Here is a 24028-nt window from a genome sequence, read left to right as displayed (position 1 = left end):
TCATTGCGGAGTGAAGCGCACCTCGGCGCGCAGGCCGTGCGGCAGATTCTCGGTCAGCGTCAGGTGGGCGCCGGGACCGTAGAACAGCGTCAGCCGTTCGCGCAGGTTGCGCAGACCGGTGCCGCTGCCCATGCTCTGCGTCATGCCGACGCCGGTGTCGCTGACCCACAGCCGCACCTGCCCGCCGTGCAGCGCGCCGCCGACCTCGATGCGGCCGCCCTCCTCGCCCGGATCGATGCCGTGGCGCACGGCGTTCTCCACCAGCGTCAGCAAGGCCATCGGCGGGAAGCGCAGGCTGCCGAGCTCCGGCGGCAGGTCGACCTGGTAATCCAGCCGATCCGGCATGCGCAGGTGCATCAGTTCGAGGTAGGCCCGCACCAGGGCGACCTCGTCCGACAGGGTCGTGGCATCGCCCTGCAGCCGCGGCATGGCCGCGCGCAGGTAGGCGATCAGGCTGCTCAGCACCGGCGCGGCCTGGGGCGAGCCGGTCTCCACCAGCGCCCGGACGTTGGCCAGCGTGTTGAACAGGAAATGCGGCTCGACCTGCGCCTGGAGCAGCCGCAGCCGGGCGTCCAGGGCCTGGCGTTCCAGCTCGCTGCGTTCGAGCTCGAAAGCGAGCGCCTGGCTGCGAGCCTCCGCGTCGCGTTGCCGATAGAGGGCCCCCATGGCCAGCAAGGGCCCGACGACCAGGCCGGAGCCGGCGATCCAGAGGAAGCCGAGCATCCGGGATTCGGACTCGACGAAGCTGGAGAAGTCGCCGCCGACGGCGACCATGTAGACCGCCAGCGTAGCCAGCGGCACGGCCGCCGCGACAACGACGACCTGGAACAGCCATCGCGCCCACCAGCGCGGCAGCCGGCGCGGCCACTGCCCCGCCGCCGAGAACGCCAACAGCGCCAGCATGCCCACGAACATCGTCCGCCCCAGCAGGACGGGGAACGGCGTGATGAAGATCGGTTGCAGCGCCAGCGCGAAGACGGTGGCCAGCGCCAGCGCCAGCAGGACGCGCTGCGGCGTCAGGTAGGAGACGAAACCGTGCCAGGCCGGATGCGGGGGCTCGATCGGGCTGACAGGGAGGACCGGGGTCGACATGCCTGCACGATAACGGGCGCGCCGCGGCGATCCAAGCGTGGGCGGGCGCTCACGCGACGAAGCACGGGATGAGCCGCTTGAAGCACGGAGACCGGCGCGGAGATCGGCGAGGCGGTCGAAGCGGCGGACGGGGCGATCATCGCCCCCACGCGCGGGAGCGTGGCGAGGAAATCCTCGAACAAGTCGTCGCCGGACAGCTCGTCGGCGGAGAGGTCGTTTTTCAGCATATCGGCTTCAGTCATGCCGTCTGAGTGCGCTACCGCAGTCAGGCGTACATGCCGATCCTGCACATCACGGCTTCCTTTCCGGCGTTGATCGCGAAGCGCAAGGCTTCCGCCGGTGTGGCCCAGCCGTAGCCGCCGGCGAGGTTCTCGTCCCGGAAGGCCTCGCGCTTGTTCATCGCCTCGTTGAAGCTGGTCCGCACCACGACGACCGCCGCCACGTAGCCGAACTGGCGGGGGCGCTCGATCGCCCCGGCGTAGATGCGGTAGTCCCCGGTCTCGATTTCGGCGAAGTGCATGACTGACTCCTTCAACACAGGCGGCTCGTCCGGAGCCGCGATGGAGTCCACTTTGCGCGCTCGATGGCGCGCTGCCTACCCAACTGAGGAGGGCCCTCGAAAGGGGGAATCCGTCCCGCATCCCCCAATCGGGCGATGGGATCAGAACTGCTTGTTCGCGATCGCGGTGTATTCGCGCAGTTCTGCGTCGACGACGCGCTTGGGCGGAACGTCCGTCGGACGCTGACCCAGCGTCGGATGCAGGACGTCATACGCCCGTCGCTCGGCCGGCGAGATGACGCCGTTCAAGTCCGAGTCGGCCTCCGCGTAGACCAGGTTGGGCACCAGGCTGACGGGGGCGGGGAATTTTTCAGTGTCGGTGACAGCGGCGCTGGCGTTGGACGGCTGGAAGGACGTGCTCTGCGCCGTCACGGTGGTCGGCGTGGCGGCCGCAGCGGCCGCAGGAGTCGACGTCGGCGTCGACGTCGACGTCGGCGTCGGTGCCTGGTTCTGGATCTGGGTCTGGGCCTGGGCCTGGGCCTGGGCCGGCGCTTGGGCAAGCTGTGCCTGAGCCTGCGGCGACAGGCTCACCACGGCGGAAGCCTCGGACTGAACAGTGTTCGAGGCCGGGGTCGAGGTCGAGGGGGTGTAGACGTCGGCTTCGCGCAGGCGTGCCGACTGCCCGGTGCTGGCACCGGGCCCGGTCGATATCGTCGTATTGTTGGAAACAGGAATCATGGCGAGCCTCCCGCGAGGTGTCCGCACATTTCGGCCAGCGGATGCCGGGACCGGGAAGCTCCCGGGCCATCGCCCTTCCAGGGCATGATCGGTTTATCGGCGGGCGATCTCCGGACTTTAGGCCTCGATCCGCGCCTTTCGCATTTTCTTGATAGGGAGAAACCCCTAGATACGGGCCTGAAGGGGGGTCGCGACGGCAAGTCCACTCGCCGGAAACCCCTCCCGCCATCGGTTAAATTGCACCGATGGGTCTCCGCTCCTTCGCAACCGCTCACATTCCTGGCCTGACCGGCCTGGCCGGCCCCAAGGCCGCGCCGGACACGGCCACCGAGGCGTCCTCGTTCGACGCCCTCGTGGACCGCCTGCATTACCTGCCCAAGGCCGACGTCAAGCGCATCCGCGAGGCGTACAAGTTCGCGGACGAAGCTCACCTGGGCCAGTTCCGGGCCAGCGGGGAACCTTACATCACCCACCCGATCGCCGTCGCCGGCCTGTGCGCCGACTGGCGGCTGGACGCGCAGGCCATCATGGCCGCGCTGATGCACGACGCCATGGAGGACTGCGGCGTCACCAAGACCGAGCTGATCGAGCGCTTCGAGGCGCCGACCGCCGAACTGGTCGACGGCCTGACCAAGCTGGACAAGCTGCAGTTCTCGACCCGCGAGGAATCCCAGGCGGAGAGCTTCCGCAAGATGCTGCTGGCGATGGCGCGGGACGTCCGCGTGATCCTGATCAAGCTGGCCGACCGCCTGCACAACATGCGCACGATGCAGCACATGGCGTTCGACAAGCGTCGGCGCATCGCCCGCGAGACGCTGGACATCTACGCTCCGATCGCTCACCGGCTCGGTCTCAACGAGATCTACCGCGAGCTGCAGGAACTGTCGTTCCAGTACATCCATCCCTGGCGCCACGGGGCGCTGGCCAAGGCGGTGACCAAGGCCCGCGGCCACCGGCGCGACCTGGTGTCGCGCATCGAGCGCGACGTGCAGAAGGCCTTCTCCGAGGCCAACCTGCGCGTCGAGATCCAGGGCCGCGAGAAGACGCTGTTCAGCATCTACAAGAAGATGAGAGAGAAGCACCTGAGCTTCGCGCAGGTGAGCGACATCTTCGGCTTCCGCGTCATCGTGCAGGACCTGCCGCAGTGCTACTGGTCGCTGGGCGTGCTGCACCAGCTCTACAAGCCGCAGCCGGGCCGCTTCAAGGACTACGTCGCGATTCCCAAGCCCAACGGCTACCAGTCGCTGCACACGACACTGGTGAGCCCGCTGGGCACGCCGGTGGAATTCCAGATGCGCACCGAGGCCATGCACATGGTCGCCGAGAAAGGCGTGGCGGCCCACTGGCTGTACAAGAGCAAGGGCGACGCCAAGGGTGCGCAGCAGCTGGGATCGCGCTGGCTGCAGTCGCTGCTGGACATCCAGGACGAGACCCGCGACGCGACCGAGTTCCTGGAGCACGTCAAGATCGACCTGTTCCCCGATGCGGTCTACGTGTTCACGCCCAAGTCCAAGATCATGGCGCTGCCCAAGGGCGCGACGCCGGTGGACTTCGCCTACGCGATCCACTCGGACGTGGGCGACCATTGCGTCGCCGCGAAGGTCAACGGCGAGCCCGTGCCGCTGCGCACCGAACTGCGCAGCGGGGACGTGATCGAGGTCGTCACCGCTGCCGGCGCGCGACCGAATCCGGCCTGGTTGAGCTTCGTGCGCACCGGGCGGGCGCGCTCCAAGATCCGGCACTTCCTGAAGAACCTGGAGCAGGAGGAATCGCGCGAACTCGGCCACAAGATGCTGGCGCAGGCGCTGCGCGCGGAAGGCCTGGCGCTGCCCAGCCTCCAGCCCGAGGACGAGACCGCCGCCGCGTTGTGGCAGGACCTGGCGCGCTGGGCGGGCAACCGCCATGTGGACGAACTGCTCGTCGAAATCGGGCTCGGACGCAAGATCGCGACCATCGTCGCGAAGAAGCTGGCGCGCACGCTCTCCGACCAGGGCCAGCGACCCGACGCCGTGCTGCTGACGATGGGCCGTTTCGCCACCGACGACGCGCCGGCGCAGGGCCAGGTGCTGATCGACGGCAGCGAAGGCGCCTCCGTCCGGCTGGCCACCTGCTGCCGACCGATCCCGGGCGACGACATCAAGGGCTACCTCGGCCGCGGCGAGGGCCTGGTGGTGCACACGGCCGAATGCTCGGTGGGACGTCGCCTGTTCCAGCGCGACAGCGAGCACTGGATCGCCGTGGGCTGGGGCGAGGAACTGAGCCGCAGCTTCGAGGCGGAAGTCGGCGTGCTGATGCGCAACGGCAAGGGCGTGCTGGCGCAGATCGCCACCGCGGTCAGCAGCGCGGAAGCCGACATCACCCACATCGCCATGAGCGACGACTCGCAGCAGCGCGAGACGGCGGAGATGACGCTGTTGCTGGCGGTGCGCGACCGCCTGCATCTGGCCGATGCGCTGCGCACGCTCAAGCGCTCCAGCGCGGTGATGCGCGCCTGGCGCGTGAAACCCTGATCAGGTGTCCGGCGTCGGCGGGTCGGGGTATCGGACCTCGACGATCTCGATCGTCTCCACGCCGACCGGCGTGACCAGCTGGAGCTCGTCGCCTTCGCGCGCCTTGATCAACGTGCGCGCGATCGGCGACACCCAGCTCACCTCGCCCGCCAGACTGTCCGACTCGTCGATGCCCTTGATGGTGATGGTGCGTTCCTCCCCTTTCGCGTTGGCGTAGGTCACCGTCGCGCCGAAGAACACCTGGTCGCTGCCGTGATGGGCGCTGGGGTCGACAACCTCGGCGATGTCCAACCGCTTCGTCAGGAAGCGCAGGCGGCGGTCGATCTCGCGCAGGCGCTTCTTGCCGTAGAGGTAGTCGCCGTTCTCCGAGCGGTCGCCGTTCTTGGCGGCCCAGGACACGATCTCGACGATCTTGGGACGCTCGACGTCCAGCAGCTGCATGAACTCCGCGCGCAGCCGCGCGTAGCCGGCCGGCGTCATGTAGTTGCGCGAGCCCTGCGGCAACGCGGGCAGCGACGGGCCGTCGTCATCGTCGTCGCTGTCGGATTCCTTCGTGAATGCCTTGCTCATGCGCCTATTGTGGCAAGAGCGCGGAAACAGGAAGAGCCAGTGTGGAGAAACACTGGCTCTTCGACATCCACCGGTGCCGCCGCCTCGAAGAGGCCTTGGCGTCGGTCAGCGTCAGGCAGCCTGGCGTCGCCGCGGATCGTAGACGTCAATCAGCACGTCATTGAAATCCTTGTCGCCGCCGCCCTTCAGGTCCTCGAAACCGATCTCCACTCCGTTCCCGGTCGAGCCGATCCGGGCGTGGTCCAGGCCGTCACTGTTGCGTGTCGTGCCCGCCTGGAAGTTGTTGCCTTCGGGCGTCTGAATACGGAACTGAACGTTGGCACCGGGCGTGGCGTTGATCGTGGCCGTCGTGCCGGCCGCGTCCTTGGAGCGGGCCAGTGTCTGCCAATCGCCCTCCCCGATGCGGTACTGGACGTTGTTGTTGAAGCCGGCCGAGCCCCCCTTGAAGTCCACATCGAGCTTGCCGTCGCGCCCGACCACGAAGCCGCCCTTGTCGGTGTTCCAACCGCCCTGGGCCGGCGCATGGAAGTAGTGGTTGCCGTCGGGGCCGGACTGTCGTCCGTAGGAGTGCCCGTAGGACTGCCAATGAGGGTGACCGCGGGAGTAATCCAGCCCACGCTCACCTCCCCACATGCCTCGCGAGCCGCCCACGGAGCGGCCCATCATCGAATGCGACATCCACCCGCCGAAACCCTGCGAGTAGCCGAAGCCGCCGCCATGCGAGTAACCGAATCCGCCGCCCCCCGCCGCGTGGGCGTGGATGCCGCCATGAGTCCAGGGATTGTGGTCATGCCAGGAAGAAAGGGTCATACCTTGTCCTTTGAAATTGAGGAATGTTCTGGCGCGGTTGTCGCGCGACAGTGAAAGTGAGACGGCGCCACGCCTCGGTTCGAGGAATGGGCGACTCAGTCCGCATGGCGTTGTTCAAGCGCGGTATGGTGTCTGCGTCGAATGCAGCATTTGAGGGGGCGATCGCATGAACAAGGGAACTCCGCAAGACCCCGCCGGACCGCTGGCAGGATTGAAGATCGTGGAGTTCGCCGGCATCGGCCCCGCACCGTTCGCAGGACTCGCGTTGGCCGACTTCGGTGCCGAGGTGACCGTCGTCGAGCGACTCGGCGGAGAAACGCGGCTCGGCGGCGGCGCGGCGCTGAACCGCGGCAAGACCGTCGTGCAGGCGGACCTGAAATCGCCTGCCGGACTGGCCCGCGTCCGCGAGCTCGTCGCTGGCGCCGATGCGTTGATCGAAGGCTTCCGGCCCGGGGTGATGGAGCGGCTCGGGCTCGGTCCGGACACGCTGCTCGCGGCGCATCCGACGCTGGTCTACGCCCGGCTCACGGGATGGGGCCAGGACGGCCCGCTGGCGCAGCGCGCAGGTCACGACATCAACTACGTCGCGTTGAGCGGCCTGATGCCGTTTGCGGCCCGCCCAGGGCAGCCGCCAGCGCTGCCGGCCACCTTGCTCGGTGACATCGGCGGCGGCGCCTTGACGATGCTCTTCGGGCTGATGTGCGCATTGTGGGAGTCACGCCGCTCCGGGCGCGGTCAGGTCGTGGACGCGGCGATCGTCGACGGCGTCGGCTACATGGGCACACTCATCCAGGCGCTGCGGGCGGGCGGTCGCTGGGACGACGATCCGTCGCACAACCTCTTCCTGCATCGTTCCCACTTCTACGACTGCTTCGAGTGCGCGGACGGGCGCTGGCTGTCGCTGGGCGCGATCGAGGCCTCCTTCCAGCAGGCCCTCATGGAACGACTCGACCTGGCGCAAGGCGCGTCGGCGGCGGCAAGGTCGGAGGACGATTCCGCGCAATGGCCGATCCTGCGCGATGCGGTGGCCGCGCGGATCCGACAGGAGCCGCTCGCGCATTGGGTCGCCATGTTCGAAGGCAGCGATGCCTGCGTCGCGCCCGTGTTGACCGCCGCCGAAGCGCCCTTGCACCCGCACCAGCAGGCCCGGCGCAACTTCTTCATGCAGGACGGCGCGGCTTGGCCGATGCCGGCGCCGAAACTCTCGCGCACGCCAGCGAGGCCGGGCGATTCCGCTCGCTCCAACGATATCCGCGAGGAGTAATCCGGTTCGGACGATATTCGCCCGGACGTCACCCGAGGCGCCTGAAGCGGACCCCCAAGTCCCGTTTGGAATGAATATCCGGAATCACCAGGGATTCCCTTCGGACAAAGAAAAAAGCCAGCGTCTTTCAACGCTGGCTTTCTATTTGGTGCGGCTGGCAGGATTCGAACCCACGACCCCTTGGTTCGTAGCCAAGTACTCTATCCAACTGAGCTACAGCCGCTCGACTTTTACTGATCAGGAACCGCCGTCGTGGAAGCGATCCCAGGTTTTTGTTGTTACTTCTTCTTTTGCTTGCCGAATCTCCGGTGACCCGGACATTCAACAGTTTTTCTGGTGCGGCTGGCAGGATTCGAACCCACGACCCCTTGGTTCGTAGCCAAGTACTCTATCCAACTGAGCTACAGCCGCTGAAAGACTGCGACTATAGCATGCGTTTTTGAGGTTCTGCAAGTATCTCGACAAAAATCATTCTTCCCGGAACTCAACCCAGGCGCGCGGCAGCCTCGTAGCAACGGGCGCGGCGTTCCGCGTCTTCGTCCTGATCGGCCATCTCGGCCAAGCGCAGCCAGCTGCGACGGCGGGCATTGAAGGTCAGCTCGCGATCCTCGGCCGCCTGTTCGAGCATCAGGCGCGCCTTGCCCCACAGCTGGCGTTCCGCCAGGGCATGTCCGAGCGCGAGGGCCATCGTGCCGTCACGCGGGAATCGCTGCACCGCGCCCTCCAGCCGCTGCAGCCATTCCGGCCCCAGGCCAGGCATGCACTGCACCAGCGCCTCGGCCAGGGCCCGGCGCTCGTCGGCGCCCTGCTCGGCGATCGATTCCCAGAACGGGCGCAGCCAGCCGCGACCATCTTCCGGCGCGCCCAGCCCGGCCGCGCAGTTCGCGGCCCGAGAGGCGACGAAGACATCCCGCCGGTCCGAGGTGTCCAGCTGCTGCCAGATGCCACGCAGCTGGTCGATGTCGCGCGCGGTGTCGAGTGCTTCGCAGGCGAGCGACCGCAGCAGGCCCTGTGCCGCCGACTTCGAGAATCCCTGGTGCTTGGCCAGCAGGCGGGCGGTGCGCAGCGCCTCCAGCGGCTCATGCGCGAGGCGACTGCCCTGCAGCTTCAGTCTCAGCGCCTGCGTGCGGCGCGCGACGCCCGGGGTCAGTTCACGCAGCAGGCCGAGCGCGCGCGGCGCATCGCGGTCGTCGAGCGCCCATTCCGCGGCCAGCAGCCGGGCCCCCTCTTCCTGCACGCGGGCGCCCGCCGAGGTCGCCGCCACCTGGAGCGCCTGACGCAGGTGCTCGTCGCGATTGCGGCGGTCCTGCAGCTTGTGGGCGCTCTGCGCGGCCACCAGATGCGCCAGCGCCATGAAGGCGCCGTCCTGCGCCAGATCGGGCGTCTGAGCCTGGATGACGAGCGCGCGCTGCGCCGCCTTCTGCGCGCGGCTGTAACGGGCGCCGAAGTACTCCGCCCACGCTTCGCGCAAGGCGACCTGGGCGCTGCGCTCGCGCTGGGACATGCGCCACAGGCGCGCGCGCTTGGGCAGCGTCAGCAGCGCGTCCAGCGTCTGCATCAGCGTCATCAGCGCGAAGCAACCCGCCACCAGCAGGAGCAGGAAGAGGTTGAGCGACAGGTCCATCCGCCAGCCGCGCCAGTAGAAGCTGGCGAGACCGTCGTTGTTGCCCAGCGTCAGCGCCGCGACCACGGCCGCGACGAACAGCAGCACCAGCCAGATCACCATCCGCATGGCGATCTCCTCAACGCGCGACCGCGCTGAGCGCGGCCAGCGTGTCGTCGGGGCGCGGCACGCTCACCTGCCGGGACTGGCCCTGCACCTGGCGCAGCAGTTCCGTCGTCTGGGTCAGCTTGCGCGAACGCCCGTCGAAGTAGCGGTCCAGCATCGCCTGCGCCTCGCGCAGATCGACCTGCGCGGTGTCGAACTGCCGGCTCAGCAGCGCGAGCCGGGCATTGAGCAGCCTCAGCTTCAGGTTCTCGCGCAGGAAGAAGGACTGCTCCGGCGCGATCAGCGCGGCTTCGGGATGGTCGATGCGCGTCACGCGCAGCAGGCCGCGGGCTTCGCGCCAGACGTCGCCGGACAGGGTCGTCCACCGGTCACCGGCCTGGTCCCAGAGCCGGCTCCACCAGCCGGGCTCGCCGTCGGCGCCAGCGTGCGCTGCGCCTGCGGGGAGGCCCGAGGCCCCGGCGCCGCCCGAGGCGGCCTTGCGCGGCGCGGCGGCCTTGGTGGCGGTGGACGGGGTGGTCGATGCGGTGGTCGACGGGGTCGGGTGTTGCGCGGCGGCGCCAGCGGCCCGGGACGCGTCGGCCGGGTCCTGACCCGGCTGGGCCACCGCCAGCAGCGGCAGGTCGTCCACCTGGCGCACGACCTCGTCCAGCTTGATCGTCAGCGTCGACACGTCGACGACGCTGACCGCCTTGATGCGTTCCAGGTCCCGCGTCACGGCGCGGCGAACGCCTTCCAGGCGCGGCTGCTTGTAGCGACCCAGCCGCTCGTCGGCCTGGCGCAGCGCGGCCACCAGCGGCTCGGCGCTGCCGGTGATCGTGCTCTGCTGCATGGCCACGCGCAGCGAGGCCTCGATGTCGCCCACGACGTTCTCGTCGCGCGAGCGGTTCATCGACTGCATCAGTCCTTCGAGCTGCTCGCGCTGCACCGCGACCTCGCCCAGCCGGGCGTCCAGCAGGGCGACCTTGGCCGCGGTGTCGCGGCTGAGGTCCTGTGCCTGGCGCGCCTGGTCGCGGGCGATGTTGGCCTCGCTCTGGCTGCTGTCCTGGCGCCGGACGAGTTCCTGCTCGACCTGCTTGAGCCGCTGCTGGCTCTGCCAGGCCAGACCGAGGGCCAGCAGGGCCACCAGACCGACGCAGGCCACGACGGCCTGGGTCAAGGTGGCGCCGGATTGCCGGGCGGGCTTGTGGGGCGACGGAACGTCGGCCGCTGGGGTGGTGGTCTCGCTCACGTCGACGATTCTAGGGTGGACCCTGACAGCATCCGGAACCCGGCCGCGACGGCTTCCGCCTCGGGTCGCACCAAAACCACATGCCCCACCCCGAGGGTTTGTGCGCGAACCGCGATGCGTTCGTGCGTCGCCAGCGCCCGCACGCGTCCCCAGGCAGGGGGTGCCAGGGGGGCCGGGTCCCCGAAGGAACCGGGCTCCCGCGTCCCCTTTTCGAGGGCCTCCAGGTGGCCGATCGCCTCCGAACTGCTGAACAGCCAGATGTGCCGCTCCGGCGCCTCCAGGGCCGCGCGCAGCAGCGCACCGGTCTCCGTCGACAGCTGCGGACAGGCGCGACGATAGACGCCGACCGCGCCCACCTCGGCGCCGGCGTCGCGCAGCCGGTCGCCCAGCCATTCGCGACCGCCGTCCCCGCGCACCAGCAGCGCGCGACGGCCGGACCAGTCCGCGCCGGCGACGCGGACCAGCTCTGGCCACAGATGTTCCGAGTCGAGGCTGTCCGACCCCGCCGGCGGCTGCACCAGACGCGCCGCGGGCACGCCGCGCTCGATCAGCGCCCGCGCACTGCCCGGACCGACCGTCGCCGCCCAGGTCCGGTCCGGCCACGGAGCGCCGTCGGGCCGGCGGTCGAAGAAATGCTCGACGGCATTGGGACTGACGAACATCGCCAGGTCCGTGTCCGGCAAAGCCGACCAGGCCGCCGCGATGGGCGCCGGATCGTCGGCTGGTTCGATGTCGATCAGCGGGAACGAGACGGTCGGCACGCCCAGGGTCGCCATGCGTCTGGCCCAGTCGTCGGCCTGGGCCTGTGGCCGGGTCAGCAGCAACCGGACCGGGGCGGCGACGCCCGCCATCAGACGTCCTTCAGGTACTCGGTGGCGCCGAGCTCGCGCAGGGCCGCGGCGGCGGCGATGCCCAGCGCTTCGGCGGCGGCCAGGTCCCCCACCGTCGCCTGAGAACCCGCCCGCAGGAGCGCCCGCTCCGGCTCGATCGGGTGTCCCAGGGCGACGGAGAGCGTCAGTTGCCCCTCGGCCGTCCAGACCGCGTGCGCGGCCAGCGGCATCGAGCAACTGCCGCCGAGTTCGCGCGAGACCGCGCGCTCCGCCGCGACCGCCAGCCACGTCGAGGTGTGGGCCAGCGCTTCCAGATGCGGGGTCAACGGCGCCTGACCGGCACGGATCTCGATGCCCAGCGCGCCCTGCCCCGCGCACGGGATCATCTCGTCGACGTCGAAGTACTGGCGGATGCGACCGGCCAGGTCCAGTCGCTTCAGCCCCGCGGCGGCGAGCACGATCGCGTCGTACTGGCCCTCGTCGAGCTTGCGCAGCCGCGTGTCGAGGTTGCCGCGCAGCGGCTCGATGCGCAGGTCCGGCCGCAGGTTCTTCAGCTGGGTCACGCGACGCAGGCTGGACGTGCCCACGCAGGCGCCCTGCGGCAGCGCCGCGAGGTTCCCGTAGGTCGACGACACGAGCGCATCGCGCGGATCCTCGCGTTGCAGCACCGCCGCGAGCACGAAACCTTCCGGCAGTTCCATCGGCACATCCTTCAGCGAATGCACCGCGAGCTGTGCGCGGCCGTCCTCCAGCGCCGTTTCCAGCTCCTTCACGAACAGGCCCTTGCCGCCGACCTTGGACAGCGTGCGGTCCAGGATCTGGTCGCCGCGCGTGGTCATCCCGAGCAGCCGCACCGCCAGGCCGCGCGCGCGCAGCAGGGCCTGCACATGTTCCGCCTGCCAGAGGGCCAGGCGGCTCTCGCGGGTGGCGATCACGAATTCTTGGTTCATGGGGCGGCATGCTAGCCGAGCGGCGCCCCGTATTCCGGCTTCGCCGGGTTCGACACAGTCCCTCCGTCGAGGGAAGCTCGTTTGCCGCGAAGCGTGGCTTGCGCGATTCCGGGCGAGACGCGCACGAGGAAACTGCTAAAGTCAATCGAAGGTAACTTCGTTACATCACCCCGCCCCCTGGTCCCTGACGAACCTCTGACACCGACATGCCCGCCAGCACCAAAGCCGCCCCCAAAGCCGCCTCCAAAGTCGCCCCTTCGACGTCCCGCGCCAAGGCCCGGGCCAAGCCGGCCGCAAGACCTGCCCCCAAGACGGCGACCGGACCTCGTTCGATCAAGACGATCAAGGACAAGAACCAGCCGCTGATGGACGACATCCGCCTGCTGGGCCGCATCCTGGGCGAGGTGATCCGCGAGCAGGAAGGCCGCGAGGCCTACGAGCTGGTGGAGCGCGTGCGGCAGCTGTCGGTCGCCTTCCGCCTGAAGCGGGATGCGCAGGCCGGCAAGCAGATGGACAAGCTGCTCAAGGGCCTGTCGGGCGAGCAGACGGTGAGCGTCATCCGCGCGTTCAGCTACTTCTCCCACCTGGCCAACATCGCCGAGGACCGCCACCACGTCCGCCGGCGCGAAGTGCACGAGCGCGAAGGCTCGTTGCAGCCGGGTTCGCTGGGTTACGCGCTGGAGCGGCTGTTCGACGCCGGCGTGCGGCCAGCGGAAGTGGCCAAGACGCTGGCGCACGGCTTCGTGTCGCCGGTGCTGACGGCCCACCCGACCGAAGTGCAGCGCAAGAGCATCCTGGACGCCGAGCGCGCCGTGGCCGAACTGGTCGGCGCGCGCGACCGCCTGCACACCGAGCGCGAACTGACCGCCAACGAACACCTGATCCGCGCCCGCGTCACGCAGCTGTGGCAGACGCGGATGCTGCGCTACTCGAAGCTCACCGTCGCGGACGAGATCGAGAACGCGCTGAGCTACTACCACGCGACCTTCCTGCGCGAGATCCCGAAGCTCTATACCGAGCTGGAGGAAGCGCTGCCGGGCGAGGACGTCCCGCCCTTCCTGCGCATGGGTCAGTGGATCGGCGGCGACCGCGACGGCAATCCCAACGTCACCGCCGACACGATGCGCCACGCGCTGCGCCGCCAGAGCGAACTGGCGCTGCGCCACTACCTGACCGAGCTGCACGAACTGGGCGCGGAGCTGTCGATCTCGCTGCGCCTGGCGGGCGTCACGCCGGCGATGCAGGCGCTGGCCGAGCGCAGCCCGGATCGGAACGAGCACCGGATGGACGAGCCCTACCGGCGCGCGCTGACCGGCATGTACGCGCGGCTGGCCGCGACGCTGGAATCGCTGACCGGCACCGAGGCGCTGCGCCACGCGGTCGCGCCGCAGGACCCCTACCTGTCGCCCGACGAGCTGCTGGCGGACCTGCGCGTGATCCAGGAATCGCTGGAGAAGCACCATGCGCACGCGCTGATCGCGCCGCGGCTCAAGCCGCTGATCCGCGCGGTGCAGGTCTTCGGTTTCCATCTGGCCACCCTGGACCTGCGCCAGAGCAGCGACCAGCACGAGCAGACCGTCGTCGAGCTGCTGAATGCGGCGCGCGTCTGCGAGGATTACTCGGCGCTCGATGAGATGGAACGTCGCGCACTGCTGGTGGACCTGCTCAACGAGACCCGCCCGCTGCGGGTGCCCGGCGCCCTCTACAGCGAGCTGGCCCAGGGCGAGCTGGCGATCTTCGAGACCGCCCGCGAATCGCTGAAGCGCTACGGCCGCCAGGCGCTGCGCCACTACATCATTTCCCACACCGAGGACGTGAGCGACCTGCTGGAAGTGCAGTTGCTGCTCAAGGAAGTCGGCCTGCTGCGCGGCACCCTCGACGGCGACGCGGTCAGCGACCTGATCGTGGTGCCGCTGTTCGAGACCATCGCCGACCTGCGCAACGCGCCCGCCATCATGCGCGGCTTCTACGAGCTGCCGGGCATGGCCGCGCTGGTGCGCCGCTCCGGCGGGGAGCAGGACATCATGCTGGGCTACTCCGACTCCAACAAGGACGGCGGCGTGTTCACCAGCAGCTGGGAGCTGTACCGCGCCGAGATCGCGCTGGTGCAGCTCTTCGATGAGCTGCGCCAGCAGGGGCCGCTGACGCTGCGCCTCTTCCACGGCCGCGGCGGCACGGTGGGCCGCGGCGGCGGCCCGAGCTACCAGGCGATCCTCGCGCAGCCTCCCGGCACGGTGAACGGCCAGATCCGGCTGACCGAGCAGGGCGAGGTCATCAACTCCAAGTACGCCAATCCGGAGATCGGCCGGCGCAACCTGGAAACCCTGGTCGCCGCCACGCTGGAGGCCACGCTGCTGCATCCGACCAAGACGGCGCCGCAGTCCTTCATGACCGCGGCCCAGGCGCTGTCGGATGCCAGCTTCGCGGCCTACCGCGGGCTGGTCTACGACACGCCGGGCTTCGCCGATTTCTTCTTCGCCACGACGCCGATCCGCGAGATCGCCGAGCTCAACATCGGCTCGCGCCCCGCCTCGCGCAAGGCGACGCGCGCGATCGAGGACCTGCGCGCCATCCCGTGGGGCTTCAGCTGGGGACAGTCGCGCATCACGCTGCCGGGCTGGTGCGGCTTCGGCTCGGGTGTCCAGGACTTCCTCGGGAAGGACAAGGCCGGCAGGGACGAGAAGCTGGCCCTGCTCAAGCGCATGCACAAGCAGTGGCCCTTCTTCAAGACGCTGTTGTCCAACCTGGACATGGTGCTGGCCAAGGCCGATCTCGACATCGCGCGCCGCTACCTGGAGCTGGTCGAGGACAAGCGCCTCGCGAAGAAGATCTTCGGCGCGATCGAGGCCGAGTTCGCGCGCACCGAGGAAGCCATCGCGCTGATCACCGGCGAGAGCGGACGGCTCGCGGCCAATCCGGCGCTCGCGCGGTCGATCGAACACCGCTTCCCCTACATCGACCCGCTGAACCACCTGCAGGTCGAACTGATGCGTCGCTATCGCGCGATCCCGGCGGAGAAGCGCGCGGAGGATCCGCGGCTGGAACGCGTCCAGCGCGGGATCCACCTGTCCATCAACGGGATCGCGGCGGGCTTGCGCAATACGGGCTGAGGCCGCGCGGCTGGGGAAGTACGGGCCAAAGAAGCACGGGCCGAGGCGCTGGGCCTCGGCGGCCGAGCACCCGACCGCGTCGGCGAGGAGCGCCGTTTCAGCGCTGGCCGGCCAGCGCTTCGCGCACGGCGGCCACCTGCCGCCGAGAGACGGCCAGCCACTCGTTGACATGGGCGATCCGGACCGCCCAGCCGAGTTCGCCGCCGTTGTCCGCGTCGCCCTCGGCCTGGCCGTCGGTCGGCACGTGGCGTTCGAGTTCGCGCACGGCCGAGCGCGCCACCAGCGCGTTGCGGTGCACGCGCAGGAAGCGCTCGCCCAGGCGCTGCTCCAGGTCGCTGAGCGAGCCGTCCATCACGTGGCTCTGCGTCGCGGTGCGCAGCGTGAGGTACTTGAGTTCGGCCTTGAAGTAGAGGACTTCGGCCAGCGGCACCCGCAGCAGACGTCCCCGTTCCGTGATGTTGATGACCGGCGCCTCGACGCCCGGCGACGATTCCTGGCCGTTCACCTCGCGGTCCTCGCGCGCCTTGGCGGCCGCGCGCTCATCCAGGCGCGACATCGCGCGCGCCAGGCTGGCCTGCAGGCGCTCGCGCCGCACCGGCTTGGTCAGGTAGTCCAGCGCTTCCAGCTCGAAGGCCAGCAGCGCGTGCTGCGCATGCGCGGTGACGAACACGATGGCCGGCGCGAAGGGCCGGCCGTGCAGCGCCTGCGCCAGCCCCAGCCCGTCCAGGCCCGGCATCTGCACGTCCAGCAGGATCAGGTCGCAGGCATGGTCCTTGAGCCACGCCAGCGCCTGGTCGCCGCTGCCGGCCTCGGCCACGACCTCGGCGCGCGGCTCCTCGTTGGCCTCGACCAGACCGCGCAAACGCAGCCGCGCCAGCGGCTCGTCGTCGACGATCAAGACTCTCAGCGGCGGATGCGTCAGCATGTCCTTCCCTCCCGATCTGTTGTTGTCATCGCGGCATCACGATGCGCACCACGAAACGCCCTTCGCCCGGCCCGGCCTCCAGCCGCGCCGCGACGTCGTGCATCAGCCGCAGCCGTTGCCGCACGTTGCGCAGCGCCAGTCCGTGACCGCCGCCGCGCGACGGCAGGCCGACCGTGTTGGAGACGCGGATCTCGATCTCGCTGCCGCGCGCCCGCGTGACGATGTCGACGTCGCCGCCGCCGTCGTTGGGCTCGACGCCGTGGCGCACGGCGTTCTCCACCAGCGGCTGCAGCAGCAGCGGCGGCACGCGCGCTTCCGCCGCGTGCGGATCGAGCTGCCAACGCACCCGCAGCCGGTCGCCGAAGCGCAACTGCTCGATGGCCAGATAACGCCGCGCCAGTTCGACCTCCTGGTCGAGCCGCACGCCCTCCGCCGTCGGTCCCGTGTCGGCCAGCGCGACACGGAACAGCTCGGCCAGGTCTTCCAGCACCTCTTCGGCCCGGTTCGGATCGACCCGCACCAGCGCGATCGCCGTGTTCAGCGTGTTGAACAGGAAGTGCGGCCGGATCCTCGACTGCAGTTCCACCAGCCGCGCCAGCGCGTCGGCGGGCGCCTGCGCCCGTTCGCGCAGCTTCAGCCAGCCGAGCAGCACGGCCGCGGCCAGCCCGCCCGTCATCACGGCGGCGGCATGCTGCAAGGTTCCGAGGCGGCCGAACTCCACCGCCGTCAGCAGCTGCGCGCCGCCATGCGCGCAGAGCGCCCCGAGTCCGATGGGCAACGTCCATTGCGCCCATTCGGGCAGGCGCGCCAGCATCCGCTTGGAGGCGCACACGATCAGCAGCCAGGCCAGCACGCCGCTCAGCGTCGCGACCGAGGCGCCGCCCATCGCCCAGACCCACTGGGTCGCCGTCTCGGAGGTCATCGCCAGGCCCAGCGACAGCACCAGCTGCATGCTCAGCACGGCGCGCAGCACGAGGCCCACGTGACAGACGTCGAAACGCCGCTGCGCGTCGATCAGCCGCGGCGGTTCGGCCGGTCGCGCATCCAGGCGGGTTTCCTCCCAGGCAGGCTGCAGCGGCACCGGGCGGCTGTCCGAGGGCAGCGTGCTCATGGCCTGCGTGCGCATGGGTGGCGTCGACGGCTCCGCCGGGCGCCGCGGGGCGTTCCCCGTCGCCTGCCCATTCGTCGCCTTCGCGGCCTTCGTGGCCTTCGGATCGTCCCGTCCCCGCACTGTCCCGCCTCTGGAGCGCCCCTTCGGGCGCCACGGCGGCGCCCCTTTAGAATCGGCGGCTCATTCTCACCCAGGCGTCCGTCCGCTTCCTATGCGGGCACGCCCGGGGCGCCGCGAAGTCGTAACGCCTTGCAAGCCGATGTCCTCCTCCCCCATTGACTCCTCGTCCATCCCCCAGGTCGCCGACAACCAGCTCGCCAACAAGACGCAGGCCTGGTCCGCCCTGTTCTCCGAGCCGGTGAGCGAGCTGGTCAAGCGCTACACCGCCAGCGTCGACTTCGACAAGCGCCTGTGGGCCGCCGACATCCAGGGCTCGCTGGCGCACGCGGACATGCTGGCCGCGCAGGGGATCATCGGCGCCGAGGACCTGGCCGCCATCCAGCAGGGCATGGCGCAGATCCGCGAGGAGATCGCCTCCGGCCGCTTCGAGTGGAAGCTGGACCTGGAGGACGTGCACCTCAACATCGAGGCCCGGCTGACCGAGCTGGTCGGCCTGGCCGGCAAGCGGCTGCACACCGGCCGCAGCCGCAACGACCAGGTCGCCACCGACGTGCGACTGTGGCTGCGCGGCGAGATCGACACGCTGATCGGCCTGCTGACCGAGCTGCAGCGCGTGCTGGTCGACCAGGCCGAACGCCACGCCGACGTCATCCTGCCGGGCTTCACCCATCTGCAGGTCGCGCAGCCGGTGGCCTTCGGGCACCACATGCTGGCCTACGTCGAGATGTTCGCCCGCGACGTCGAGCGCCTGGTCGACGCCCGCAGGCGCGTGAACCGCCTGCCGCTGGGCGCCGCCGCCCTGGCCGGCACGAGCTACCCGCTGGACCGCGAGCGCGTCGCGCGCACGCTGGACATGGAAGGCGTCGCGCAGAACAGCCTGGACGCCGTCAGCGACCGCGACTTCGCGATCGAGTTCAGCGCCGCGGCGACGCTGGTCATGGTCCACATCTCGCGCCTGTCGGAGGAGCTGATCCTCTGGATGAGTCAGGCCTTCGGTTTCATCGCGCTGCCGGACCGGTTCTGCACCGGCTCCAGCATCATGCCGCAGAAGAAGAACCCGGACGTGCCCGAGCTGGCGCGCGGCAAGAGCGGCCGCGTGGTGGGCCACCTGATGGGGCTGATCACGCTGATGAAAGGCCAGCCGCTGGCCTACAACAAGGACAACCAGGAAGACAAGGAGCCGCTGTTCGACACCGTCGACACGCTGAGCGACACGCTGCGGATCTTCGCGGAGATGATGGCCGGCCTGACGGTCAAGGCCGACGCGATGGAACGGGCGGCGCTCAAGGGCTACGCGACGGCGACCGACCTGGCGGACTACCTGGTCAAGCAGGGCCTGGCCTTCCGCGACGCGCACGAGATCGTCGCGCACGCGGTGAAGACGGCGCAGGCGCAGGGCATCGATCTCTCGGCGCTGCCGCTGGAGGCGCTGCGGCAATTCGACCCGCGCATCGGCGAGGACGTCTACGAGGTGCTGTCGCTGACGGGCTCGCTGAACGCGCGCAACATCCTGGGCGGCACGGCGCCGGCGCAGGTCCGCGCGCAGGTGGCGCGTCATCGCGCCCGTCTGGGTGCGAGCGGCGCCGACGGTGCCACGGCCCCCGCCGCGAAGGCCTGAGCATGAGCGCGCTGGCCTGGACCGACGAGCTCGTACTGAATCAGCCGGAGCTCGACCACACGCACGAGGAATTCGTCGAACTGCTGAACCGTTACGCGGACATGCTCGATCGTGGCGAGGACGCGCTGCCGGCGTTCAAGGAACTGCTCGCCCACACGGAAGAGCATTTCGCGATGGAGGAGCGCTGGATGGCGGCGACCGGCTTCGAGCCGGAGAACTGCCACAGCAGCCAGCACGCGATGGTGCTGAACGTGATGCGCGAGGTGGTGCGCTACGCCGAGGACCTGGGCGACCGCGAGCCGCTGGCGATCGTGCGCACCGAGCTGTCGCAGTGGTTCCCCGGTCACGCCGAGATGATGGACGCGGCGCTGGTCTACACGATGGAACAGCGCGGCTTCGATCCGAAGACCGGCGAATGCCGCGATCCGATCCGGGCCGCGGGAAGTGCCGAGGCCCAGGCCGCAGACACCGCGTCGACCGTCTCGGCCTGCGGGTCGACGAGCTGCGGACACTGACCGCCGCCGGCCCTGCTGACAGCGACTGTCAGCGCCGGCGCTCACAATCCTTCGCATGGCCGAGCCGACGCCAGCGTTGCCCGATCGCCTGATCGCCCATCTGGACATGGACGCGTTCTACGCGTCCGTGGAGCTGCTGCGTTATCCGGAGCTCAAGGGGCTGCCGGTGGTGGTCGGCGGCCGGCGCGCCCACACGCCGCAGGAGCGGCCCGACGGCACGCGCGAATTCTTCAAGCTGGCCGACTACACCGGGCGCGGCGTCGTGACGACGTCGACCTACGCGGCGCGCGATCTGGGCGTGTTCTCCGCGATGGGGCTGATGAAGGCGGCATTGCGCGCGCCGCAGGCGATCCTGCTGCCGGCGGACTTCGACTCGTACCGGCACTTCTCGCGGCTGTTCAAGGCCGCGGTGCGCGAGATCGCGCCGGTGGTCGAGGACCGCGGCATCGACGAGATCTACATCGACCTGACCGACGTGCCCGGCGCGCGCGAGGCGGTCGGTCACGACCCGCTCGGCGGCGTGCGGGCGATCGCGCGGGAGATCAAGAATTCGGTGCAGCGCGCGACGGGGCTGACCTGCTCGATCGGGGTGACGCCGAACAAGCTGCTGTCCAAGATCGCGTCGGAGCTGGACAAGCCCGACGGCCTGACGCTGATCATGATGGAAGACCTGCCGACGAAGATCTGGCCGCTGCCGGTGCGACGCATCAACGGCATCGGACCGAAGGCCGGGGCCAAGCTCGAAGGCCTGGAAATCCACACGATCGGTGAGCTCGCCGCGGCGACGCCGGAGCTGCTGCTCCAGCATTTCGGCGCGGGCTACAGCGCCTGGCTGCACCAGGCGGCGTGGGGGCTCGACGAGCGGCCGGTGGTGACGTACAGCGAGCCGGTGTCCATCAGCCGCGAGACGACCTTCGAGCGCGACCTGCATGCCAAGCGGGACCGGCCGGAGCTGTCGCGGATCTTCACCGCGCTGTGCGAACAGCTCGCCTCGGACCTGCAGCGCAAGGGCTATCTGGGGCGGACGATCGGCATCAAGCTGCGTTTCGAAGGCTTCCGCACAGTGACGCGCGACCTGACCCTGGACGCGCCGGTGCAAGACGCCGCGTCGATCCGGCACGCGGCGGGGCTGTGCCTCAAGCGCGTGGACCTGACCCAGCGGCTGCGGCTGCTCGGCGTGCGGGTCGGGAAGCTGAGCCGGCCGGGAGACGTCGAGCCGGTCAAGCGCACCCGCAGCGCCGCCATCACGAACGAGAAGTCGAACGCGATGCCGAAGCCGGAGAACCTGCAGCTGTTCAGTTGAGCGAGATGTCGGAGAATGCTGACGGAGAGCGGCAGCATCTGCTGGAGACGGCTGACTACACTCGTCGGCCCAAGGGCATGTCGCGCTCGACGACATCGTCGAACAGGCATCGTCATGAGAATCGAATCGCCGCCTGCTGCGTTCCGGTTACCAGCATGAAGGCTTGCTCCGGTCCTTCCGCATGGTGCGGGGGCGTCCGGGCGACTTCAACATGTATTCGCGCTTGTCGACCGCTTCAGAGGTCTGACCAAAATCGCTTCGATTCGCACACGAAGGTCGGCGTCACCACAGCGGGCATCTCCGCGCTGGTCATCGCCTTTCGCGCCGCCAGGGCGCGGCTGGCCACCTCAACGTGCGGTGGGGAGCCTCCACAGCCAGAGCCCCACCGCCAGGCAGCACACCGCCGGCAGCCAAGGCACCACCGGCATCACCAGCGCCGAGATGATCGAGCTGATGGTCATCATGATCCACGCGGCCTGCTTGGCGCGCAGGGGGACGGCGCGCGTGGCGCGCCACTGGACGATCATGGGCCCGAAGCGCGGGTGGCCGACCAGCCACGCCTCGCAGCGCGCGGACCCGCGCGCGAAGCAGAACGCGGCCAGCAGGACGAACGGGGTCGTCGGCAGCAGCGGCAGGAAGATCCCGATCACGCCCAGCACCAGACTCAGCGCGCCGCCGACCATCCACGGCAGACGGCGCCACAGGGACGCCCGCTCCAGCACGCGTACCGTCGCGTCGTCCGCTGCAGCCTCTTCGGCAGCGGTGGTCAGACCTCTCTCGGGAACTTCGGACATCGCGCCACTGTAGCCGCGCTCTGCGACACCTCGTGCGCTCGCCAGTCAGCCGCCCTGCCGGCCTGAGGGAAGGCGGCGTGCTGGACGCTACAGTCGCGCCCATGAGCGACTCCTCGCGCCACGCCCCCGGCGATCCCATCGCCGACACCTTGCGCCTGCCGTCGATCGACGGCTTGCTCGCCTTCGAGGCCGCGGCGCGGCTCGGCAGCCTGGAACGCGCCGCCGAGGTGCTCCACGTCAGCGCAAGCGCCGTCGGCAAGCGCATCGCGACCCTGGAAGAACGGCTCGGCCAGCCGCTGCTGACGCGTCAGCCGCTGCGCCTCACCGCCGCCGGCAAGGAATACCTCGCGCAGGTCCAGACCGCGCTGTCGCTGCTGGCCGCCGTGCCGCTGCACCGGCGCGAGCAGCAGCGCATCGTCCGGCTCAGCATCACCAGCCCGCCGACATTCGCGCGCCAGGTGCTGGTGCCCGCCCTGCCCGACTTCGAAGCAGCGCATCCGGACGTCGAGCTCGAACTGCTGCTGTCGACGCCCTACCTGGATCAGCCCGCGCCGCCGGCGGACGTCGAGATCTTCGCCGGCACCATCCCGGCGGGCGGCGAGGTCCTGCTCGACGACGTCGTCACGCCGATGGCCGCGCCGTCGCTGCTCGCGCGATTGCCGGCCATCGAAGCGCCGACGGACCTCGCTTCCGCGCCGCTGTTGCGCACGCCGCTGCAACCCTGGCAGCCGTGGCTGCGCGCCGCCGGCCTCGACTGGCCAGAACCCGCGCAAGGCACGCGGTTCGTCGACCTGGGCCTGACGCTCGAGGCCGCCGCCTGCGGCCAGGGCATCGTGCTCGGTCGGCCCAGCCTGGCCGCCACCTACCTGCGCGGCGGCGCGCTCAAGCGCCTCTTCGACCTCACGGTGCCGGCAGCGATGCCCTACGGCCTGGTGCGGCGCGCCGACGGCGACGCCGCCCGTGCTTTCGCGCGTTGGCTCGTCCGGCATTGCCAGACGCTGAGCCACTGAGCCACTGAGCCACTGAGCGACTGAGGCCGCAGCAACTCCGGGAACTCCCGGACGCCGCAGGAAGGATCCTCCGGCCCGGCCCGCGAAACTTTCCGGCCACGGTCGGCGCGGCTCGCCTAGCATCCGGCGCATGAGCGTCATCACCTGCATCGAAGACCTGCGCGTGCTCGCGCAGCGCCGCGTCCCGCGGATGTTCTACGACTACGCGGACTCCGGGTCCTGGACCGAGAGCACCTACCGCGCCAACGAATCGGACTTCCAGGCCATCAAGCTGCGCCAGCGCGTCGCCGTGAACATGGACGGCCGCAGCACCGCGACCACGATGATCGGCCGCCCGGTCGCGATGCCCGTGGCGATCGCGCCGACCGGCATGACCGGCATGCAGCACGCCGACGGCGAGATCCTCGGCGCCCAGGCGGCCGAGGCCTTCGGCGTGCCCTTCACGCTGTCCACGATGAGCATCTGCTCGATCGAGGACATCGCCGCGCACACCACCGCGCCCTTCTGGTTCCAGCTCTACGTGATGAAGGACAAGGGCTTCATCCACAGCCTGATCGACCGCGCCAAGGCCGCGAAGTGCGAGGCGCTGGTGCTGACGCTGGACCTGCAGATCCTCGGGCAGCGGCACAAGGACCTGAAGAACGGACTGTCCGCGCCGCCCAAGCTGACGCTGCCCAACCTGATCAACATGGCGACGAAACCGCGCTGGTGCCTGGGCATGCTCGGCACGCCGCGACGGCACTTCGGGAACATCGTCGGCCACGTGAAAGGCGTCGGCGACATGAGCTCGCTGTCCGAATGGACCGCCAAGCAGTTCGACCCGCAGCTGAGCTGGAACGACGTGCAGTGGATCCGCGAGCGCTGGGGCGGCAAGCTGATCATCAAGGGCATCATCGACGAGGAGGACGCGAAGCTGGCTGCCGCCACCGGCGCCGACGCGCTGATCGTCAGCAACCACGGCGGACGCCAGCTCGACGGCGCCGAGTCGAGCATCCGCGCGCTGCCGCGCATCGTCGAGGCCGTCGGCGACCGCATCGAGGTGCATCTGGACGGCGGGATCCGCTCGGGTCAGGACGTCCTCAAGGCCTGGGCCCTGGGCGCGCGAGGCACCTACATCGGTCGCGCGTTCCTGTACGGTCTGGGCGCGATGGGCGGCCCCGGCGTGACCCGGGCGCTGGAGATCATCCACCGTGAACTCGACCTGACCATGGCCTTCTGCGGCCACCGCGAGCTGCGCGGCGTCGGCCGCGACATCCTGCTGCCGGGCACCTTCCCGCAGTAATCCTTCCCGACGACCGCCCC

The 24028-nt window shown here is 69.6% G+C and carries 20 protein-coding genes and 2 tRNA genes; 8 read left to right on the top strand and 14 right to left on the bottom strand.

Annotated elements, in window-relative coordinates; translation table 11 throughout:
• The 3 genes from PV762_RS01980 to PV762_RS01970 form a co-directional block, all read right to left on the bottom strand.
• Nucleotides 1-1092 (bottom strand): sensor histidine kinase, encoded by a 1092-nt coding sequence (locus PV762_RS01980; protein ID WP_421033339.1) that lies wholly within the window; start codon nucleotides 1090-1092, stop codon nucleotides 1-3.
• Nucleotides 1093-1357: 265 nt separating this feature from the next.
• Nucleotides 1358-1612: a hypothetical protein gene (locus PV762_RS01975; protein ID WP_088405312.1), complete on the bottom strand. Its 255-nt coding sequence runs from the start codon at nucleotides 1610-1612 to the stop codon at nucleotides 1358-1360.
• 141 nt (nucleotides 1613-1753) lie between these two features.
• Nucleotides 1754-2329, bottom strand: coding sequence for a hypothetical protein (locus tag PV762_RS01970; RefSeq protein ID WP_421033338.1), 576 nt, complete (start codon nucleotides 2327-2329; stop codon nucleotides 1754-1756).
• 245 nt (nucleotides 2330-2574) lie between these two features.
• On the opposite strand from PV762_RS01970, the gene PV762_RS01965 reads away from it, so the two are divergent.
• On the top strand, nucleotides 2575-4839 hold the full coding sequence (locus tag PV762_RS01965; protein ID WP_421033337.1) for a RelA/SpoT family protein: 2265 nt from the start codon (nucleotides 2575-2577) through the stop codon (nucleotides 4837-4839).
• On the opposite strand, the gene greB is transcribed toward PV762_RS01965, so the two are convergent.
• Together greB and PV762_RS01955 are read right to left on the bottom strand one after the other, a co-directional pair.
• Nucleotides 4840-5409: a transcription elongation factor GreB gene (gene greB / locus PV762_RS01960; RefSeq protein WP_421033336.1), complete on the bottom strand. Its 570-nt coding sequence runs from the start codon at nucleotides 5407-5409 to the stop codon at nucleotides 4840-4842.
• A gap of 111 nt (nucleotides 5410-5520) precedes the next feature.
• Nucleotides 5521-6219 carry a DUF4114 domain-containing protein gene (locus PV762_RS01955; RefSeq protein WP_421033335.1) on the bottom strand — a complete coding sequence of 233 codons (699 nt, stop codon included), beginning with the start codon at nucleotides 6217-6219 and terminating at the stop codon, nucleotides 5521-5523.
• Nucleotides 6220-6385: 166 nt separating this feature from the next.
• On the opposite strand from PV762_RS01955, the gene PV762_RS01950 reads away from it, so the two are divergent.
• Nucleotides 6386-7483 (top strand): CaiB/BaiF CoA transferase family protein, encoded by a 1098-nt coding sequence (locus PV762_RS01950; protein ID WP_421033334.1) that lies wholly within the window; start codon nucleotides 6386-6388, stop codon nucleotides 7481-7483.
• A gap of 146 nt (nucleotides 7484-7629) precedes the next feature.
• On the opposite strand, the gene PV762_RS01945 is transcribed toward PV762_RS01950, so the two are convergent.
• The 6 genes from PV762_RS01945 to hemC form a co-directional block, all read right to left on the bottom strand.
• Nucleotides 7630-7706: transfer RNA gene (locus tag PV762_RS01945), tRNA-Arg, on the bottom strand.
• A 111-nt stretch (nucleotides 7707-7817) separates the two neighbouring features.
• Nucleotides 7818-7894 (bottom strand) — tRNA-Arg (locus PV762_RS01940).
• A gap of 73 nt (nucleotides 7895-7967) precedes the next feature.
• A complete protein-coding gene (locus PV762_RS01935) occupies nucleotides 7968-9215 on the bottom strand; it encodes a heme biosynthesis HemY N-terminal domain-containing protein (protein ID WP_421033333.1) in 1248 nt (415 codons plus the stop codon).
• A gap of 10 nt (nucleotides 9216-9225) precedes the next feature.
• Entirely contained in the window at nucleotides 9226-10440 is a 1215-nt protein-coding gene (locus PV762_RS01930; protein WP_421033332.1) for a uroporphyrinogen-III C-methyltransferase, read from the bottom strand.
• Nucleotides 10437-11291 (bottom strand): uroporphyrinogen-III synthase, encoded by an 855-nt coding sequence (locus PV762_RS01925; RefSeq protein WP_421033331.1) that lies wholly within the window; start codon nucleotides 11289-11291, stop codon nucleotides 10437-10439. Before PV762_RS01925 ends, PV762_RS01930 begins: the two co-directional genes overlap by 4 nt.
• Nucleotides 11291-12220, bottom strand: a complete 930-nt coding sequence (gene hemC / locus PV762_RS01920) for a hydroxymethylbilane synthase (protein ID WP_421033330.1) — start codon at nucleotides 12218-12220, stop codon at nucleotides 11291-11293. Before hemC ends, PV762_RS01925 begins: the two co-directional genes overlap by 1 nt.
• A gap of 365 nt (nucleotides 12221-12585) precedes the next feature.
• Here hemC and ppc point away from each other — a divergent pair, with 365 nt between their 5' ends.
• Nucleotides 12586-15330 (top strand): phosphoenolpyruvate carboxylase, encoded by a 2745-nt coding sequence (gene ppc / locus PV762_RS01915; protein ID WP_421033410.1) that lies wholly within the window; start codon nucleotides 12586-12588, stop codon nucleotides 15328-15330.
• 97 nt (nucleotides 15331-15427) lie between these two features.
• Here the strand turns inward: ppc and PV762_RS01910 are convergent, their stop codons facing one another.
• Nucleotides 15428-16255, bottom strand: coding sequence for a LytR/AlgR family response regulator transcription factor (locus PV762_RS01910; RefSeq protein WP_421033329.1), 828 nt, complete (start codon nucleotides 16253-16255; stop codon nucleotides 15428-15430).
• 25 nt (nucleotides 16256-16280) lie between these two features.
• On the bottom strand, nucleotides 16281-17381 hold the full coding sequence (locus PV762_RS01905) for a sensor histidine kinase (protein ID WP_421033328.1): 1101 nt from the start codon (nucleotides 17379-17381) through the stop codon (nucleotides 16281-16283).
• A gap of 244 nt (nucleotides 17382-17625) precedes the next feature.
• Between PV762_RS01905 and argH the strand changes: the two genes are divergently transcribed.
• Genes argH through dinB form a run of 3 tightly spaced genes read left to right on the top strand, consistent with a single transcriptional unit; the run spans nucleotide 17626 to nucleotide 20922 of the window.
• A complete protein-coding gene (gene argH / locus PV762_RS01900; protein ID WP_421033327.1) occupies nucleotides 17626-19104 on the top strand; it encodes an argininosuccinate lyase in 1479 nt (492 codons plus the stop codon).
• Nucleotides 19105-19106: 2 nt separating this feature from the next.
• Nucleotides 19107-19619 carry a hemerythrin domain-containing protein gene (locus tag PV762_RS01895; protein WP_421033326.1) on the top strand — a complete coding sequence of 171 codons (513 nt, stop codon included), beginning with the start codon at nucleotides 19107-19109 and terminating at the stop codon, nucleotides 19617-19619.
• 55 nt (nucleotides 19620-19674) lie between these two features.
• Complete coding sequence (dinB, locus tag PV762_RS01890) at nucleotides 19675-20922, top strand: DNA polymerase IV (protein WP_421033325.1); 1248 nt, start codon at nucleotides 19675-19677, stop codon at nucleotides 20920-20922.
• Nucleotides 20923-21269: 347 nt separating this feature from the next.
• Here the strand turns inward: dinB and PV762_RS01885 are convergent, their stop codons facing one another.
• On the bottom strand, nucleotides 21270-21716 hold the full coding sequence (locus PV762_RS01885) for a YbaN family protein (RefSeq protein ID WP_421033324.1): 447 nt from the start codon (nucleotides 21714-21716) through the stop codon (nucleotides 21270-21272).
• A gap of 101 nt (nucleotides 21717-21817) precedes the next feature.
• Between PV762_RS01885 and PV762_RS01880 the strand changes: the two genes are divergently transcribed.
• Together PV762_RS01880 and PV762_RS01875 are read left to right on the top strand one after the other, a co-directional pair.
• Nucleotides 21818-22726 (top strand): LysR family transcriptional regulator, encoded by a 909-nt coding sequence (locus tag PV762_RS01880; protein ID WP_421033323.1) that lies wholly within the window; start codon nucleotides 21818-21820, stop codon nucleotides 22724-22726.
• A 130-nt stretch (nucleotides 22727-22856) separates the two neighbouring features.
• Nucleotides 22857-24008 (top strand): alpha-hydroxy acid oxidase, encoded by a 1152-nt coding sequence (locus tag PV762_RS01875; RefSeq protein WP_421033322.1) that lies wholly within the window; start codon nucleotides 22857-22859, stop codon nucleotides 24006-24008.
• The last annotated feature ends 20 nt before the right edge of the window (nucleotides 24009-24028 follow it).

Origin of the sequence: Mitsuaria sp. CC2, from assembly GCF_048957715.1 — a bacterium.
Lineage (GTDB): Bacteria > Pseudomonadota > Gammaproteobacteria > Burkholderiales > Burkholderiaceae_C > Roseateles.
Note: the sequence above shows the minus strand (reverse complement) of the source record. Positions and strands in the feature narration are given on the sequence as shown.

Coding starts and splice junctions, on each gene's coding strand:
- PV762_RS01980 (WP_421033339.1), bottom strand. CDS start 1,092: ATGTCGACCCCGGTCCTCCCTGTCAGCCCGATCGAGCCCCCGCATCCG.
- PV762_RS01975 (WP_088405312.1), bottom strand. CDS start 1,612: ATGCACTTCGCCGAAATCGAGACCGGGGACTACCGCATCTACGCCGGG.
- PV762_RS01970 (WP_421033338.1), bottom strand. CDS start 2,329: ATGATTCCTGTTTCCAACAATACGACGATATCGACCGGGCCCGGTGCC.
- PV762_RS01965 (WP_421033337.1), top strand. CDS start 2,575: ATGGGTCTCCGCTCCTTCGCAACCGCTCACATTCCTGGCCTGACCGGC.
- greB (WP_421033336.1), bottom strand. CDS start 5,409: ATGAGCAAGGCATTCACGAAGGAATCCGACAGCGACGACGATGACGAC.
- PV762_RS01955 (WP_421033335.1), bottom strand. CDS start 6,219: ATGACCCTTTCTTCCTGGCATGACCACAATCCCTGGACTCATGGCGGC.
- PV762_RS01950 (WP_421033334.1), top strand. CDS start 6,386: ATGAACAAGGGAACTCCGCAAGACCCCGCCGGACCGCTGGCAGGATTG.
- PV762_RS01935 (WP_421033333.1), bottom strand. CDS start 9,215: ATGCGGATGGTGATCTGGCTGGTGCTGCTGTTCGTCGCGGCCGTGGTC.
- PV762_RS01925 (WP_421033331.1), bottom strand. CDS start 11,291: ATGGCGGGCGTCGCCGCCCCGGTCCGGTTGCTGCTGACCCGGCCACAG.
- hemC (WP_421033330.1), bottom strand. CDS start 12,220: ATGAACCAAGAATTCGTGATCGCCACCCGCGAGAGCCGCCTGGCCCTC.
- ppc (WP_421033410.1), top strand. CDS start 12,586: ATGGACGACATCCGCCTGCTGGGCCGCATCCTGGGCGAGGTGATCCGC.
- PV762_RS01910 (WP_421033329.1), bottom strand. CDS start 16,255: ATGCTGACGCATCCGCCGCTGAGAGTCTTGATCGTCGACGACGAGCCG.
- PV762_RS01905 (WP_421033328.1), bottom strand. CDS start 17,381: ATGCGCACGCAGGCCATGAGCACGCTGCCCTCGGACAGCCGCCCGGTG.
- argH (WP_421033327.1), top strand. CDS start 17,626: ATGTCCTCCTCCCCCATTGACTCCTCGTCCATCCCCCAGGTCGCCGAC.
- PV762_RS01895 (WP_421033326.1), top strand. CDS start 19,107: ATGAGCGCGCTGGCCTGGACCGACGAGCTCGTACTGAATCAGCCGGAG.
- dinB (WP_421033325.1), top strand. CDS start 19,675: ATGGCCGAGCCGACGCCAGCGTTGCCCGATCGCCTGATCGCCCATCTG.
- PV762_RS01885 (WP_421033324.1), bottom strand. CDS start 21,716: ATGTCCGAAGTTCCCGAGAGAGGTCTGACCACCGCTGCCGAAGAGGCT.
- PV762_RS01880 (WP_421033323.1), top strand. CDS start 21,818: ATGAGCGACTCCTCGCGCCACGCCCCCGGCGATCCCATCGCCGACACC.
- PV762_RS01875 (WP_421033322.1), top strand. CDS start 22,857: ATGAGCGTCATCACCTGCATCGAAGACCTGCGCGTGCTCGCGCAGCGC.